The sequence below is a fragment of the Bradyrhizobium sp. WCU1 genome, assembly GCF_053474805.1.
Window position 1 is genome coordinate 1,392,301 of record NZ_CM130280.1, and the last position, 14,617, is coordinate 1,406,917.

Here is a 14,617-nt window from a genome sequence, read left to right on the forward strand (position 1 = left end):
CACGATCGACCGCGATCTCGCCGCGCATGAGGCCTGGGCGCACGAAAATCCGCCGTCGGCAACCGCGCGCATTGAGCGGATCACGCAAGCGATGCCGTTTCGTCAGCTCACGCGAATCCGGTAGCTGAGCGATCGGCGCGCGCCGGGCGCAATCTGCAGCAGGCCGGGCTTGTCGGCGAACTCGCCTTCGAACTCCGCCGGACTGGCATAACCGTGCCACGGCTCGATGCAGAGGAACGGGGCCCCGCCAACCTTCGACCAGACGCCAAGCTCGCGGAATCCACGCCAGGAGATTTCGATCGCCGGGCCTTGCGTGGCTGCTGCCGGGCCCAGTGTCGCCGTGAACAGGATCGATGTACTTGCGATCTGATCGAAGACCATCGCGTCGTCATCGAACAGCTCCTCCGTCAGCGCAAGCGTTCTGCCCTTGACCGGATTGGGCTCAGGCTGCGGCCGCATCAATCCATCCTTCAACCGCCGGATCGGCGCGGGTTCAGTCTTGCCGAAAGTCAGCGTGTAGGCCTCCTTCGGCAGCCCCGGCACCAGCGGCCAATTGAACGCGGGATGACCGCCGAGCGAGGCCGGCAGCATCTCGTCGCCGGTGTTGATGATCTCGAAACCGACCTCGAGATCTGCGCCGTCAACGGCATAGGTGACCTCCAGCCTGAACGCGAAAGGATAGCGCGCCCGCGTTTCCGCATCGTCTGACAGCGCGAGCTTGCACGACTGGGTCCCCTGCTCCACCCAGGCAAAGCGGCGATCGCGCGCGAAGCCGTGCTGCGTCATCGGATAGGTCTTGCCGTCGTGGCGAAGCCTGTCGTTCTTCAACCGGCCGACGATCGGGAACAGGATCGGCGCATGGCGTGGCCATTGCGGGCCGGCCTGCCACAGCAGCTCCCTTCCCTCGGCATTCCTGAGCGACGACAATTCGGCGCCTTGGGCGTTGATGGTTGCGGCAATCCCGTCGCCGCGCAGGGTGTGACTGTCGGTCATGGCTGGCCTCGTCGGGGTTGCACTGTGCCCCGCCACGAGATGTTCGATGCCGGCGAAGCCGTCAACCCAAAAGCGATGGGGCCGCCCCCGCGTAGCGGCCCCGGGGCGCCAAGCCTAACCGCTGATCTTGGAGAAATCCGGCTGGCGACGCTCGGCAAAGGCCGCAAACGCCTCGCGCGCTTCGGCGCTCATCAGCCGCTCCTGGAAGATCTTGCCCTCGCGCGCCATTTGCGCGCTGATCCCAGCGGGATCGCGCATCAACGCCTTGGTGTGCTGCAGCGAGCCGAACGGCCGCTTCGCCAATGCGTCAGCAGCAGCGCGTGCCTTGGCACGAAGATCCGCGAGCGGCACGACGGCATTGGCAAGACCGATGGAGACCGCAGTCTCGGCCTCGACCGGTTCACCCAGCGCGAACATCGCATAGGCGCGCGCATAGCCGATCCGTTGCGGCAGCAGGTAGGTCGAGGCCGCCTCCGGCACCAGCGCCAGATTGACGAACGGCGTGATCAGCCGCGCGGTCGGCGCGAGGTAGACGAGGTCGCAATGCAGCAACATGGTGGTGCCGATGCCGACCGCATTGCCCTGCACGGCCGCAACCAGCGGCCGCGTCGCCTTGGCAAGACAGCCAAGGAAACGGCTCACGTGACGCTCGCCCTGCACGCCGCGCGACACCGCGGCGAAATCGACGAGCTCGTTGCCGGCAGTAAAACTGTCGCCGTCGCCCTGCAACAGCACGGCGCGGATCGCGGTATCGCTTTCAGCGCGCTGCAGCGCATCGGCCATTGCGCCATACATCGCATTGGTAATCGCATTCTTCTTGTCCGGACGCGCCATCGTCACGGTGAGGACGCCACCGTCCAGCGTTACGACCACCTCACTCATGCTCTCACTCCTGTTGCTTGCTGCTTGTCTGACGCGTTCGCTTCGCGCGAACGGGTGCCGGCTTCGCTCGCGAACGCTAACCGTCCCTGTCCTTTGGAAACTTGTCTTGCAGGCTGGTCAGCCAGCGCGATACCACGTCGATCTCGGCTTCCGAGAAGCCATCCATCAGGCGGTTGTTGATCACCCTGGTCCGCGTCGCGGCACGCTTGCCGAGCTCCTGCCCCGCCGAGGTCAGATGGAGCCGCTGGCTGCGCCCGTCCTCGCCGTCGCGCCGGCGCTTCACGAGGCCCGCGCGCTCCATCCGGTCGGCAAGACCGGTCATCGCCGACGGCACGATGTCGAGCGCCTGCGACACGTCGCCGATCAGCGCGCCGTCGTTGCGGCCGAGGAAGAACAGCACGCCGGCCTGGGCCGACGTCAGATCGTGCGCGGCCGTCTCCTGATCGATGGCGCGTTGCAGCCGTCGATAGGCCACGGTCAGAAGGAAGATCAGCCGGTGTTCCGCTTTCATACACGCCGTTATATATTTCGCGTACGAAATATCAACATGTTTCGCACGCGAAACATTTTGATATTTGCCGCCATCGGTTGCGACACCTCCAAAAACTCCGGCGACAGAACCCATATGCTGGCTGGAATGAGCCCCGTCGAGCGGGGTCGATTGCGACATTTTGATCGCGCCGCCGGAGCGTCGCATCGCGGCCGCGCAGAAAACCCTTGATCGACAACGATCAAACGGGAAATCTCCATCCGGGAGCCGCATTTGCGTTGCGGCTCCGGCGGCGCCACGGGAGTGTCATGTCGGCAGCGGCAAGTCCGGACAGGGAGCGCGTCGTCCGCCCGAAGCGGCCGCGTCATCTCAGCCAGGCCATGCGTTGCGAGACCGCGTTTCGCCTGATCCTGTCCGAATGCCTCGAGGAGGTCGCGACCAACCACGAGGCGCTGAGCTCCGGCGATCCCGCAGCGCTCCACCAGACCCGGATCGCACTGACCCGGCTGAAGGCGGCGGTCGCCTTCTACGGCCCGATGGTGGCCGACAGCGAATGGACGCGATTGAAGTCCGAACTGAAATGGCTGAGCGCCCATCTCGGCGCGACGCGCGATCTCGACGTGGCGATCGCGAACAGCAAGGGCTTGCCCGAGGAGCGCATGCTCCAGACGGCGCGAACCGACGCGTTCGACGCCCTCAAGGAAGCGCTGCAAAGCGACCGATACTGGCGATGGTTCGACGGCATGTGGGACTGGGTCGGCAGCGGCCCCTGGACCACGCGGCAGAACCGCCGCGCCGCGCAGCGGCGTGCGGTACCGGTCGCAGTGTTTCACGCCCGCCGGCTCGCGCGGTGGCATGGCAAGCTGTGCCAGAGGAGCCGCGGGCTGCAAGGCATGGGCAAGAACAAGCGCCACCGCGTCCGGCTCGCCAGCAAGCGGCTGCGCTACGCCATCGAGTTCTCGGAGGGCGGCTTGCCTGCCGATGTCTACGCATCATGGCGGAACGTGCTGAAGCATCTGCGAAAGGGACAGCAGCTGCTCGGCGAGTTGAACGATGACGAGGTGCGCCGCGCGTTGGTCGAAAGTGCTGATGCCCTGGCGCAGCGCGCCCAGGAGCGCAAGGCCAAGCACCAGCGCGTGCACGAGCGGAAGCGCAAGAGCAAGCTGCTGCGCCGCGCTGCGGACGTCTACCGAAAGATCGCCGACTGAGCACCCAGCAGCGGATTCTTGCCCGCACGCGGCATCGATCGCGCCGATAGTCCGCCCATAAATGATGTATAAAACATTACTTATTGCACTTGCAACATCATTACTTAATATGCATAGATGACATTCAGCTAGACCCGACTCCCAACCGACGGCCCGATCGATGATCACTGCAGCGCAGCTTCGGGCTGCAAGAGCCTTGCTTGGCATCGACCAGCGGCAGCTCGCCGAGCTGTCCGGGTTGTCGGTGCCGACCATCCAGCGCATGGAAGCAAGCGAAGGCACCATTCGAGGCAATGTCGACTCGCTGGTGAAACTGATCGACGCACTCGGTGCGGCCGGCGTCGAGGTCATCGGCGAGGGCGCCGTCAGCAGCGGCGGCGGCCGCGGCGTACGATTGAGGGCCGGGTCAGGCTCGCCGAAGGTGCAGACGTGATCTCAACGGTCGCCCAGCAGCTCTGGTGTGTAGCCGCGCTGCTGGCGACGACCATTCTCGCGATTGCCACCAGCCGATCACGCCGATCGACAGCCGTCGTCTACGGCGCGACCTTTGCCATCTCGGCGATCGCGCTGGCCGCGGCGCTGCACGCGCTGATCGCCCACAGCAATGCGACCGAACTGATGTTGCCGGTCGGCCTGCCCTGGCTGGGCTCGCATTTCCGTCTCGATGCGCTCGCCGCATTCTTTCTCGCGGTGGTCAATCTCGGCGGTGCGGCCGCAAGCCTGTATGGGCTCGGCTACGGCAGCCACGAATCGACGCCGCAACGCGTCCTGCCGTTCTTTCCGGCGTTCCTCGCCGGAATGAATCTCGTTGTGCTTGCCGACGACGCGTTCACCTATCTGCTGTGCTGGGAATTCATGTCGCTCGCGTCGTGGGCGCTCGTCATGGCGCACCACCGTGAAGCAGACAATGCTCGGGCGGGCTACGTCTATCTCGTGATGGCAAGCTTCGGGACCCTGGCTCTGCTGCTTGCGTTTGGCCTGCTGTCGGGAGCCGGCGGCAGTTACAGCTTTGCGGCCATGCGCGGCGTCCAGCACACGCCGTTCGAAGCCGCGCTGGTGCTTGCGCTGATGCTGCTCGGCGCCGGGTCGAAGGCCGGCCTGGTCCCGCTGCATGTATGGCTGCCGCTCGCTCACCCCGCGGCCCCGAGCCATGTCTCGGCGCTGATGAGCGGCGTGATGACGAAGGTCGCGGTCTACGGATTCATCCGCGTCGTGTTCGATCTGCTCGGACCGCCGAACTGGTCGGCGGGTGTCGTCGTTCTCGTGCTCGGCGGAGTGACCGCGGTGATGGGGATCCTCTATGCGCTGATGGAGAAGGATCTCAAGCGCCTGCTCGCCTACAGCACGATCGAGAACATCGGCGTCGTGTTCGCGAGCCTCGGTCTCGCATTGGCGTTTCAGGCGAACGGCTACGGCCTGGCGGCGGCCCTCGCTTTCACAGCCGCGCTGTTCCACGTCCTCAACCATTCGTTCTTCAAGAGCCTGCTGTTCTTCGGCGCCGGTGCGGTGCTGACGGCCACCGGCGAACGCGACATGGAGAAACTGGGCGGCCTGATCCACCGCATGCCGCTTACCAGCTTCGTCTTTCTCGTCGGCTGCGTTGCGATCTCGGCGCTTCCGCCGTTCAACGGGTTCGTATCGGAATGGCTGATGTTCCAGGCGGTCCTGCAAAGCCCCGATCTGCCACAATGGATGCTGAAGATCATGGTGCCCGCGGTCGGCGCGTTGCTGGCGCTGGCGGCAGCGCTCGCGGCCGCGTGCTTCGTCAAGGCCTTCGGGATCACCTTCCTCGGCCGCGCGCGAAGCCCGGCCGCTGAGGCCGCCGGCGAGGTCGATCGCTATAGCCTCGCCGCGATGTTTGGCCTCGCCGCGCTGTGCTTCCTCGCCGGAATTCTGCCGGGCCTGGTGATCGACGCGCTGTCGCCCGTCGCAATGGCCGTGATCGGCAACCGAATGCCGGTTCAGGCGAGCGACGCCTGGCTTTCGATCGTTCCGATCGAGGAGAGCCGCAGCTCCTACAACGGATTGCTCGTCTTCATCTTCATCACGGCTGCGGCATCGCTTGCCGTGTATTTCATCCATCGGTTTGCATCGCGCGCGATCAGGCGCGGGCCCGCCTGGGGTTGCGGCTTTACCGATCCGGCTCCGGCGGCGCAATATTCCGGAGTAAGCTTCGTCCAGCCGATCCGCCGCGTGTTCGGCACATTGATCTTCCAGGCCCGCGAACACGTCGACATGCCGCCGCCGGGTGACTTGCGGCCGGCCCGCCTCAGGATCGACATGCACGATCCAGTCTGGGAACGGCTCTACACGCCGGTGACCGAAACGGTGTGGTTCTTTGCCGATCGGCTGAACCAGCTCCAGTTCCTCACCATCCGCCGCTATCTCAGCCTGGTCTTCGCAACCCTCGTCACATTGCTGCTGGCGCTCGCGATATGGTCGTGATCTCGGACATCCTCGTTCAACTGGGCCAGATGACGCTTGTTCTGCTGCTTGCGCCGCTCCTGACCGGCGTCGTGCGCAAGATGAAGGCTCGCCTGCTACGCCGCAAAGGACCATCGATCGTCCAGCCGTATCGTGATCTGCTGCGGTTGCTTCGCAAGGAAGTCGTTCTGGCCGAAAACGCGTCCTGGCTGTTCCGCGTCACACCCTACATCACGTTCGCCGCGATCTGGGTCGCCGCGGCATTGGTCCCGACATTTGCCACCGGCCTTGAGTTCAGCTGGAGTGCCGACCTGATCGCAATCGTCGCCCTGCTCGGCAGCGCGCGCTTCTTCCTCGCGCTTGCCGGCATGGATGTCGGCACCAGCTTCGGCGGCATCGGCTCCAGCCGCGAGGTGATGATCGCCGCGCTCGCCGAACCGGCCATGCTGTTGATGGTGTTCTGCGTCGCGCTAATCGCCGGCTCGACCCAGCTGTCGACGGTCGCGACCTTCATGGCGTCATCCGAAGTGGGCCTGCGCGTCTCGCTCGGCATGGCGATGATTGCCCTCATCATGGTGGCGCTCGCCGAGAACGCCCGTATTCCAATCGACAACCCGGCCACGCATCTGGAGCTGACCATGGTGCATGAGGCGATGATCCTGGAATATTCCGGACGCCATCTCGCCATGATCGAGTTCGGCGCCTTTCTCAAGCTCCAGCTCTACGTCTCGCTGATCATCTGCGTGTTCTTTCCCTGGCAGATCACCACCGAAGGCGCAGGCCCGCTATCCTACCTCGTGAGCGTCGCCGCCTACATCCTCAAGCTCGTGATCGCAAGCTTCCTGCTTGCGATGTTCGAGACCGCGACGGCGAAGGTGCGGGTCTTCCGTGTTCCCGAGTTCCTCGGCGCCGCGCTCATGCTGGGCCTGCTCGGTACGCTTCTCCGGTTCGTATCGCGAGGCTTCTGATGCACAACCTCGCCTTCGACATTGCTCATCTGCTCGCCGGCGGGCTCGTGCTGATCAGCTTCATGATGCTGTATCAGGATCGCCTGTATGCGTTGCTGAACATCTTTGCAGCTCATGCCGTGGTGCTCGCGCTCTCCGTCGCCTGGCAGGCATTCATCCAGAACGCACCGCATCTCTACGTGACCGCGGTCATCGCACTGGTCTTCAAGGCGATCATCATTCCGGTGGCGCTGCACCGGATCGTCAAGCAGCTCGGCATTCATCGCGATATCGAGACCGCAGTCGGTATCGGCCCGACCATGCTGGCCGGCATGGGCCTCGTCGCCCTCTCGATGGTACTGATGCTGCGGGTGACCGGCGCGGCCGATCCGCTGGCGAGGGAAGATCTCGCCTTCGCGCTGTCGGTGGTGCTGCTGGGACTGCTCGTCATGGTGACGCGGCGCAACGCCGTCAGCCAGGTCGTCGGCTTCATGTCGCTGGAAAACGGATTGGTGCTGGCCGCGACCGGCGCCAAGGGCATGCCGCTGGTCGTGGAGATCAGCGTGGCTTTCTCGATCCTGATCGCGTTCATCGTCATCGGCGTGTTCCTGTTCCGGATCCGGGAGCGCTTCGACACCGTCGATGTCGGTGCGCTCGATGAGTTCAGGGGGGAGCGGCGATGAACGCGGCGTCGGATGCCGTTGCCTGGATTCTCCTGATACCGATCTGCGCCGCAGCGGTGCTGGCGGCGCTGCCCGGCTATCGGCTGACCGCGGGGCTCAATATCGTTGCCAGCTTCAGCACCTTCCTGGCTGCGCTTTCGCTGCTCGTCGTCGCCCGCCCGCAACCCGGCCCGTATCTGCTGGTCGATGATCTCAACATCGTCTTCATCGTGCTCAACACCTTCGTCGGTCTAACCACGAGCGTGTTCAGCGCGAGCTACATTGCTCATGAGCTCGAGACCGGACGGCTGACGCCGCGCTATCTGCGATTCTACCATGCCATGTATCAGGTCATGATGTTCGGCATGAACCTCGCATTCGTGTCGAACAATATCGGCCTGATGTGGGTCGCGATCGAGATCGCGACGCTCACCACCGTCTTGATGGTCGGCATCTACCGGACCCACGCGGCGCTGGAGGCTGCCTGGAAATATTTCATCCTCGGCAGCGTCGGCATCGCGCTCGCGCTGTTTGGTACCATCCTGGTCTACATGGCCGCGCTGCCGGTCGTCGGCGAGGGTCAGGACGCGATGGTCTGGACAGTGCTGGTCAGCCGCGCCGCGGCATTCGATTCGGCATTGCTCAACGTTGCCTTCATCTTCCTGCTGCTCGGATACGGGACCAAGGTTGGCCTCGCGCCGCTGCACGCCTGGCTGCCGGATGCGCACGCCGAGGGCCCGACCCCGATCTCCGCCGTGCTCTCCGGCCTGCTGCTCAACGTCGCGCTCTACGCGGTGCTCCGCTTCAAGATCCTGCTTGCCGCCAATCCGGACGCGATATCACCGGGTCCGCTGATGGTGACGATGGGGCTGACCTCGTTGCTGTTCGCGGCCTTCATGCTCTACCGCCGCCGCGATATCAAACGGCTGTTCGCCTATTCCTCGATCGAGCATATGGGCATCATCGTGTTTGCATTCGGGATGGGCGGCCCGCTCGCCAACTTCGCCGGCCTGCTGCACATGGTGATGCACAGCCTGACAAAGTCGGGGATCTTCTACGCGGTCGGCCACATCGCGCAGGTGAAGGGCACGCAGCGGATCGCCAACATTCGCGGCCTGACTGAAACCCATCCCGCGCTCGGCTGGGGCCTGGTGATCGGCGTTGTCGCAATCGCCGGTCTGCCGCCGCTCGGTATCTTCATGAGCGAATTTCTCATCGTCAGCTCGACCTTCGCGCGCCAGCCGCTGCTCGCGATCCCGCTGGTCTTTGGCCTGCTGCTCGCCTTCGGCGCGCTCGTGCTGCGCCTGACGAGCCTTGCGTTCGGCGAGCCGCGCGGCAGTGCGGCGCCGGCCGAAGCGTCCTATTTGCCGATGTTCGCGCATTTCGCGCTGGTGCTGACTGCGGGCATCTATCTTCCGAGACCGCTCGTTGTCTGGTTCCAACACGTCGCCAACCTCCTGGGCTAGCGCGAGGGAGAACGAGACATGCCGGCATTGATCGATCTGATCCGGGCAGGCCGCAGAGTTGAACGGCATCACCCATGGCCGCGCGTCAGCGTCGACGGCGGCACCTGGCGCTCCGCCGCCGGCGCCCTTGCGGACGGCAGCCTGAGCTTGCTCGGACTGTGGGGCGAGCCGTCGCGCGTGCATATGGCGCTGCTTGACAACAGCACATCCAATATTGGTGTGATCAGCCTGGATTGCCCCGATCGCCGCTACCCCTCCGTCGCCGCCCGCCATCGCCCGGCGCTTCGACCGGAGCGCACCATCCACGACCTGTTCGGACTCGTGGCCACCGCGACGCCGGACAGCCGCCCCTGGCTCGATCATGGTCGCTGGCAAATGCAGGCACCGCTGGGCCAACGTCTCGATGCGGCACCGGATCCAGCGCCTTATCCGTTCCTTCCGGCCGAAGGTGACAGCCTGCACCAGATTGCGGTCGGCCCCGTGCATGCCGGCATCATCGAACCCGGACATTTCCGCTTCACCGCCAGCGGCGAGACCGTGGTTCGCCTCGAGCAGCGGCTCGGCTACACCCATAAGGGGGTCGAAGGGTTGATGGCGGGACGCACCGTCGAGCAGGCCGCGCGGTTGGCCGGCCGGGTGTCCGGCGACAGCACGGTTGCCTATGCACTGGCGTTCGCGCAAGCCGTCGAGGCCGCGCAGCAGATTGCGGTGCCGCCGCGCGCGGTGTTGCTGCGCGCGCTGATGGCCGAGCTCGAGCGGCTGGCCAACCATCTCGGCGACATCGGCGCGATCTGCAACGACGCGTCGTTCGCGCTCATGCATGCGCATTGCGGCGTGCTGCGCGAACAGGTGCTGCGCTCGGCTGACGCCGCATTCGGCCACCGCCTGATGCGCGACATCGTCGTTCCCGGTGGCCTGGCACGCGACATCGCCGGCGAAGGACCTGCGGCAATCCGGGCCGCGCTCGAGCAGATCCGCCGGCATTTTCCATCGCTGGTCGAGCTCTATGACAACACGGCATCGTTGCAGGACCGAACCGTCGGCACCGGCATCGTCACCGCGGCACTCGCAACTCAATTCGGCGCCGGCGGCTATGTCGGACGCGCCAGCGGCCGCACCTACGATGCCCGCCGCAGCCCCGGCTATCACCCCTATGATGGCCTGCGCTTCGATGTGCCTACGCTCTACGACGGCGACGTGAACGCCCGCGTCTGGATCCGGATCCGCGAGGTCGAGCAGAGCCTGTCGCTGGCAGGCCAGATCCTCGATGCACTCGAGGCCGGCCCAATCAGGGTGCCGTTGCAGATTGCGCCGGAGCCTTGCGAGGGCATCGCGCTCGTCGAAGGTTTCCGGGGCGACATCCTGGCATGGCTCCGCCTGAGCGATGGCCGGATCGAACGATGTCATCTGCGCGATCCGTCATGGTTTCAATGGCCCCTGCTCGAGGCGGCCATCGAAGGCAACATCGTGGCGGACTTCCCGCTGTGCAACAAGTCGTTCAACTGCTCCTATTCAGGGCACGACCTCTGAGGACCGGACGCGATGCGCAAACTTCTGCTTCAGAGTCTGTTTCGCCAGCCATTGACCGAGCAGGCGCCGCGTCCCGATGACGCCGCGATCGCGGAACTCGCGGCCACGGTCGGCCGCACCGCAAGGCGCCGCCTCGGCCGCAGCCTGTCGATCCGCGAGGTTGATGCCGGCTCGTGCAACGGATGCGAGCTGGAAATTCACGCGCTCAGCAATCCGTATTATGACGTCGAGCGATTTGGAATCTGGTTTGTCGCGTCACCCCGTCACGCCGATGTCCTGCTCGTCACGGGTCCGGTGACGAAGAACATGCGCGAGGCGCTGGAGCGAACCTACAATGCAACGCCCGATCCGAAATGGGTTGTCGCGGCGGGCGATTGCGCCAGGGACGGCGGATGCTTTGCTGGCAGCTACGCAGTGGTGGGCGGGGTTTCCGCAATTGTCCCGGTCGATCTCCACATTCCGGGATGCCCTCCGCCTCCGATGACGATCCTGCGTGGTCTTCTCAGCTTGCTCGAGGAGGTGGACGCCGGCGGCGCGGCGCGCTGAGGGATCGCGCTTTTAAGCATGATCTTCTCGGAAAACCGCTACGCACTTTTTCCGGATCATGTTTTAGCCGCTGTCGCGCAGCACCAGTTCGAAGCCGAGATCGACGCGGCGTTCGCCGCCGCGCTCCAGCGTCAGCGTCGCCGCCGTGCGCCCGATCGCATCGCCGTGCACGCTGATCGTGCTCAATGTCGGCGAAATCAGCTGGCCCATTTCGAGATCGCCAAGCCCGATCACGGCAACCGGCTGCGCCGATGCGGGCCCGTCACGCAGCAGGCCGGCCTTGCGCAGCCCTGACATGAAGCCGATCGCATGCGCATCATTGGCAGCGAACACCGCGTCGACATCGGGCAGGCGCGCATGCGCCGCCACGCTGCCGGAGTCCTTGCGGTCGAGGATCAACCTTCGCGGCTCGGCGAGACCGCCTGCCAGCGCCTCGTCCCTGAAGCCGAACCAGCGACGCGTGCCGCGCGGATCGTCGCCCCCGATGAAGGCGAGTTGCTTGCGTCCCTGCGCGACCAGATGCTTCGCGACAGCGACACCGGCCTTGTAATTGTCGAAGCCCGCGACCGCATCGATCGGGTTGGCCGGCAGATCCCAGGTCTCGACGATCGGGATCCGTGCGTTGCGCAGCAGGCGGGTGCCGTCTTCGGTCGCCGGCGAGCCGACCATGATGATCGCCTCGGGCCGCCGCGACAGCAGCGCCGCCAGCATGCGGTCCTCGCGCGCCGCATCGTAGCGCGACTGCGCCAGGATCACCGAGAAGCCGAGCGGCTCAAGCTTGTCGGACAGGCCCTGCACCGTGTCGGCGAAGATCGAATTGGCGATGGTCGGCACCAGCACGCCGACCGAATTGGTCCGCGCGCTCGCCAGCGCGCCGGCCACGAGGTTCGGGACATAACCGAGATCACGCATTGCCCGCTCGACCCGCGCCCGGGTCTCGGGGGCGACCAGGTCGGGCATCCGCACCACCCGGCTCACCGTGATCGAGGACACGCCGGCGCGCTTGGCCACCTCGGAGAGGGTGGGCGCGGCACCGGCCGGGCCGGGCCCGGGTTCGGTCAGTTCGGAGCTCATGGCGGGAGCCTGCACGATTCCGGGTTGCCAAGCCATGATGTTAGCGCTAGCATTGCCTTATGTTAGCGCTAACATCAATGAAAATGGGAGAAACGGCATGATTTCGGACGAGCTGGCTCAAGCCTACAAGCGCGACGGGGTGATCGTGGTCCCCGAGGTGCTCGACCAGGAGACCCTGGGGCGGGTGCGCACGGTGCTCGCGGAGCTGGTGGCCGGCGCCGCCGCGGTGACCGAGCACACCGATGTCTACGATCTCGAACCGGGCCACACGCCGGAGACCCCGCGCGTCCGCCGCATCAAGGCGCCGCACAAGGTGCACCCGATCTTCGACGAGATCGTCCGCAGCCCCGCCGTGATCTCGATCCTGACCAAGCTGATCGGTCCCGGGCTGCGCCTGCACGGCTCCAAGCTCAACATGAAGTCGGCGCAATACGGCTCGCCGGTCGAGTGGCATCAGGACTGGGCGTTCTATCCGCACACCAATGACGACATCCTCGCGATCGGCGTGCTGCTCGACGATTGCGATCTCGAGAATGGCCCGATGCTGGTGACCCCAGGCACGCACACCGGCGCCACGATGTGGGATCACCATGGCGAGGACGGCTGCTTCGCCGGCCTGATCGATCCGGACCAGATCCAGGACGACATCAAGCGCGCGGTGCCCTGCATGGGCAAGGCCGGCAGCATGTCCTTCCATCATGTGCGCGCGCTGCACGGCTCGGCGACCAACACCTCGAACCGGCCGCGCAACCTCTTGCTCTATGAAGTCGCCGCCAGTGACGCCTGGCCGCTGATGGGCGTGAAGGATTTCGACGAGTTCAACAGCCGCCTGCTGGCGGGGCCACCGGTGGTCGCACCGCGGCTCACCGACGTGCCGGTGCGGATGCCGCTGCCGCCGGCCAAGCGGCAGGGATCAATCTACGAGACACAATCCGCGTCGAAGAAATCCTACTTCACGCGCGCCGCCTGAGACTGACGACAACGCCCGCGGCCAGGCCGCGGGCGTTGCTGCTTTCAAACCATAAAAATCAATACAACGGGGAAACGAATGACCAAGATGGCAGATGGCGCCAGCACATCGCGCCTGCGTGTGATTCTCGCCGCAAGCATCGGCTCTGCGCTCGAATGGTACGACTTCTTCCTCTACGGCACCGCCGCCGCGCTGGTGTTCGGCGAGTTGTTCTTCCCGAAGAGCGATCCGGTGGTCGGCACGCTGCTGTCGTTCCTGACCTTCGGCGTCGGCTTCGTGGTGCGACCGTTCGGCGGCCTGTTGTTCGGCATCCTCGGCGACCGCTATGGCCGCAAGCCGGTGCTGGTCGCAACCCTGCTGATGATCGGCATCGGCACCACGGCGATCGGCTTCCTGCCGACCTATGCGCAGATCGGCGTCTGGGCGCCGATCCTGCTGGTCGCGATGCGCGTCATCCAGGGCCTTGGCGCCGGCGCCGAATATGGCGGCGCGGTGATCTATCTGGTTGAAAATGCACCGCCGAAGCATCGGGGCTTCTGGGGCGGCTTCGCGCCGCTCGGCGTCTCCGTCGGTAATCTGCTCGCCGCCGGCGCCTTCGCGCTGGTGACCATGCTGCCGCGCGAGGCGCTGATGAGCTGGGGATGGCGGCTGCCCTTCCTGGCTAGCTTCCTCCTGATCGTGGTCGGTATCTTCGTCCGCATGCGCATCACCGAGACACCGGTCTATACCGAGGCGGTGGTCAAGCGCGGCAAGGTCGAGAGCAATCCCGCGATGGAGGCCTTGCGCCAGCACCCGCGCAACTTCTTCGTCGTGCTCGGCGCGCGGATGGCCGAGAACGGGCTCGGCTATTTCTTCCCGGTGTTCGGCCTGAGCTACGTCATCACCACGCTCGGCGTGCCCAAAGCGGAGGCGCTCAGCGCGCTGATGCTGGCGTTCACGGTCGAGCTGTTTGCGATCCTCGGCTTCGCGGCATTGTCTGACAGGATCGGACGGCGTCCGGTCTACATGTTCGGCGCGCTGGCCGGCGTGGCGCTCGCCTTCCCGTTCTTCTGGATGGTCGGCACCAAGGAGTGGATCATGATCGCGCTCGCCTTCATCCTGGCGCGCGCGGTGGTGACGGCGGCGATGTTCGGGCCGCAGGCGGCGTATTTCGCCGAACTGTTCCCGCCGCAACGCCGCTTCGCCGGCTTCGCCTTCGCGCGCGAGCTCGGCTCGCTGCTGTCCGGCGGCCCGGCGCCGTTCGTCGCCACCGCGCTGGTGGCGGCCTACGGCACCTGGTGGCCGGTCGCCTGCTACGCGATGTTCCTGTCGGCCTGTACGGTGGTTGCGATCTGGATCGGACCGGAGACCTATCAGGAGAACATCGCGGCCGATGCCAGCGAGCAGGCCGAGCTGCCCGCCGCGATCCCGGCACGGGCCTGAGCG

14 protein-coding genes are annotated in these 14,617 nt (G+C 65.5%); 10 read left to right on the top strand and 4 right to left on the bottom strand.

The window, feature by feature from the left end:
* Positions 1-102 precede the first annotated feature (102 nt).
* From ACTUWL_RS06305 to ACTUWL_RS06315, 3 genes are all read right to left on the bottom strand, one after another.
* Complete coding sequence (locus ACTUWL_RS06305; RefSeq protein ID WP_021077461.1) at positions 103-993, bottom strand: aldose 1-epimerase family protein; 891 nt, start codon at positions 991-993, stop codon at positions 103-105.
* 114 nt (positions 994-1,107) lie between these two features.
* The gene (locus ACTUWL_RS06310; RefSeq protein ID WP_021077462.1) at positions 1,108-1,875 is read right to left on the bottom strand and encodes an enoyl-CoA hydratase-related protein; all 768 of its coding nucleotides are present in this window, start codon (positions 1,873-1,875) and stop codon (positions 1,108-1,110) included.
* Positions 1,876-1,951: 76 nt separating this feature from the next.
* Positions 1,952-2,386 carry a MarR family winged helix-turn-helix transcriptional regulator gene (locus tag ACTUWL_RS06315; RefSeq protein ID WP_035650408.1) on the bottom strand — a complete coding sequence of 145 codons (435 nt, stop codon included), beginning with the start codon at positions 2,384-2,386 and terminating at the stop codon, positions 1,952-1,954.
* 287 nt (positions 2,387-2,673) lie between these two features.
* On the opposite strand from ACTUWL_RS06315, the gene ACTUWL_RS06320 reads away from it, so the two are divergent.
* From ACTUWL_RS06320 to ACTUWL_RS06355, 8 genes are all read left to right on the top strand, one after another.
* Positions 2,674-3,573 (top strand): CHAD domain-containing protein, encoded by a 900-nt coding sequence (locus tag ACTUWL_RS06320; protein ID WP_021077464.1) that lies wholly within the window; start codon positions 2,674-2,676, stop codon positions 3,571-3,573.
* A gap of 160 nt (positions 3,574-3,733) precedes the next feature.
* Positions 3,734-4,006, top strand: a complete 273-nt coding sequence (locus tag ACTUWL_RS06325; RefSeq protein WP_021077465.1) for a helix-turn-helix domain-containing protein — start codon at positions 3,734-3,736, stop codon at positions 4,004-4,006.
* Entirely contained in the window at positions 4,003-6,018 is a 2,016-nt protein-coding gene (hyfB, locus tag ACTUWL_RS06330; protein WP_021077466.1) for a hydrogenase 4 subunit B, read from the top strand. Before ACTUWL_RS06325 ends, hyfB begins: the two co-directional genes overlap by 4 nt.
* Positions 6,009-6,965, top strand: coding sequence for a respiratory chain complex I subunit 1 family protein (locus tag ACTUWL_RS06335; protein WP_021077467.1), 957 nt, complete (start codon positions 6,009-6,011; stop codon positions 6,963-6,965). Before hyfB ends, ACTUWL_RS06335 begins: the two co-directional genes overlap by 10 nt.
* Complete coding sequence (locus ACTUWL_RS06340) at positions 6,965-7,627, top strand: hydrogenase-4 component E (RefSeq protein WP_021077468.1); 663 nt, start codon at positions 6,965-6,967, stop codon at positions 7,625-7,627. Before ACTUWL_RS06335 ends, ACTUWL_RS06340 begins: the two co-directional genes overlap by 1 nt.
* Positions 7,624-9,072: a hydrogenase 4 subunit F gene (locus tag ACTUWL_RS06345; RefSeq protein ID WP_021077469.1), complete on the top strand. Its 1,449-nt coding sequence runs from the start codon at positions 7,624-7,626 to the stop codon at positions 9,070-9,072. Before ACTUWL_RS06340 ends, ACTUWL_RS06345 begins: the two co-directional genes overlap by 4 nt.
* An 18-nt stretch (positions 9,073-9,090) precedes the next feature.
* Complete coding sequence (locus ACTUWL_RS06350) at positions 9,091-10,602, top strand: hydrogenase large subunit (RefSeq protein WP_021077470.1); 1,512 nt, start codon at positions 9,091-9,093, stop codon at positions 10,600-10,602.
* 12 nt (positions 10,603-10,614) lie between these two features.
* The gene (locus ACTUWL_RS06355) at positions 10,615-11,148 is read left to right on the top strand and encodes an NADH-quinone oxidoreductase subunit B family protein (protein WP_021077471.1); all 534 of its coding nucleotides are present in this window, start codon (positions 10,615-10,617) and stop codon (positions 11,146-11,148) included.
* 63 nt (positions 11,149-11,211) lie between these two features.
* Here the strand turns inward: ACTUWL_RS06355 and ACTUWL_RS06360 are convergent, their stop codons facing one another.
* Positions 11,212-12,222, bottom strand: coding sequence for a LacI family DNA-binding transcriptional regulator (locus ACTUWL_RS06360; protein ID WP_021077472.1), 1,011 nt, complete (start codon positions 12,220-12,222; stop codon positions 11,212-11,214).
* 97 nt (positions 12,223-12,319) lie between these two features.
* On the opposite strand from ACTUWL_RS06360, the gene ACTUWL_RS06365 reads away from it, so the two are divergent.
* The gene (locus ACTUWL_RS06365; protein WP_021077473.1) at positions 12,320-13,192 is read left to right on the top strand and encodes a phytanoyl-CoA dioxygenase family protein; all 873 of its coding nucleotides are present in this window, start codon (positions 12,320-12,322) and stop codon (positions 13,190-13,192) included.
* 78 nt (positions 13,193-13,270) lie between these two features.
* Complete coding sequence (locus ACTUWL_RS06370) at positions 13,271-14,614, top strand: MFS transporter (protein ID WP_021077474.1); 1,344 nt, start codon at positions 13,271-13,273, stop codon at positions 14,612-14,614.
* Positions 14,615-14,617: the final 3 nt, after the last annotated feature.

Coding starts and splice junctions, on each gene's coding strand:
- ACTUWL_RS06305 (WP_021077461.1), bottom strand. CDS start 993: ATGACCGACAGTCACACCCTGCGCGGCGACGGGATTGCCGCAACCATC.
- ACTUWL_RS06310 (WP_021077462.1), bottom strand. CDS start 1,875: ATGAGTGAGGTGGTCGTAACGCTGGACGGTGGCGTCCTCACCGTGACG.
- ACTUWL_RS06315 (WP_035650408.1), bottom strand. CDS start 2,386: ATGAAAGCGGAACACCGGCTGATCTTCCTTCTGACCGTGGCCTATCGA.
- ACTUWL_RS06320 (WP_021077464.1), top strand. CDS start 2,674: ATGTCGGCAGCGGCAAGTCCGGACAGGGAGCGCGTCGTCCGCCCGAAG.
- ACTUWL_RS06325 (WP_021077465.1), top strand. CDS start 3,734: ATGATCACTGCAGCGCAGCTTCGGGCTGCAAGAGCCTTGCTTGGCATC.
- ACTUWL_RS06335 (WP_021077467.1), top strand. CDS start 6,009: ATGGTCGTGATCTCGGACATCCTCGTTCAACTGGGCCAGATGACGCTT.
- ACTUWL_RS06340 (WP_021077468.1), top strand. CDS start 6,965: ATGCACAACCTCGCCTTCGACATTGCTCATCTGCTCGCCGGCGGGCTC.
- ACTUWL_RS06345 (WP_021077469.1), top strand. CDS start 7,624: ATGAACGCGGCGTCGGATGCCGTTGCCTGGATTCTCCTGATACCGATC.
- ACTUWL_RS06350 (WP_021077470.1), top strand. CDS start 9,091: ATGCCGGCATTGATCGATCTGATCCGGGCAGGCCGCAGAGTTGAACGG.
- ACTUWL_RS06355 (WP_021077471.1), top strand. CDS start 10,615: ATGCGCAAACTTCTGCTTCAGAGTCTGTTTCGCCAGCCATTGACCGAG.
- ACTUWL_RS06360 (WP_021077472.1), bottom strand. CDS start 12,222: ATGAGCTCCGAACTGACCGAACCCGGGCCCGGCCCGGCCGGTGCCGCG.
- ACTUWL_RS06365 (WP_021077473.1), top strand. CDS start 12,320: ATGATTTCGGACGAGCTGGCTCAAGCCTACAAGCGCGACGGGGTGATC.
- ACTUWL_RS06370 (WP_021077474.1), top strand. CDS start 13,271: ATGACCAAGATGGCAGATGGCGCCAGCACATCGCGCCTGCGTGTGATT.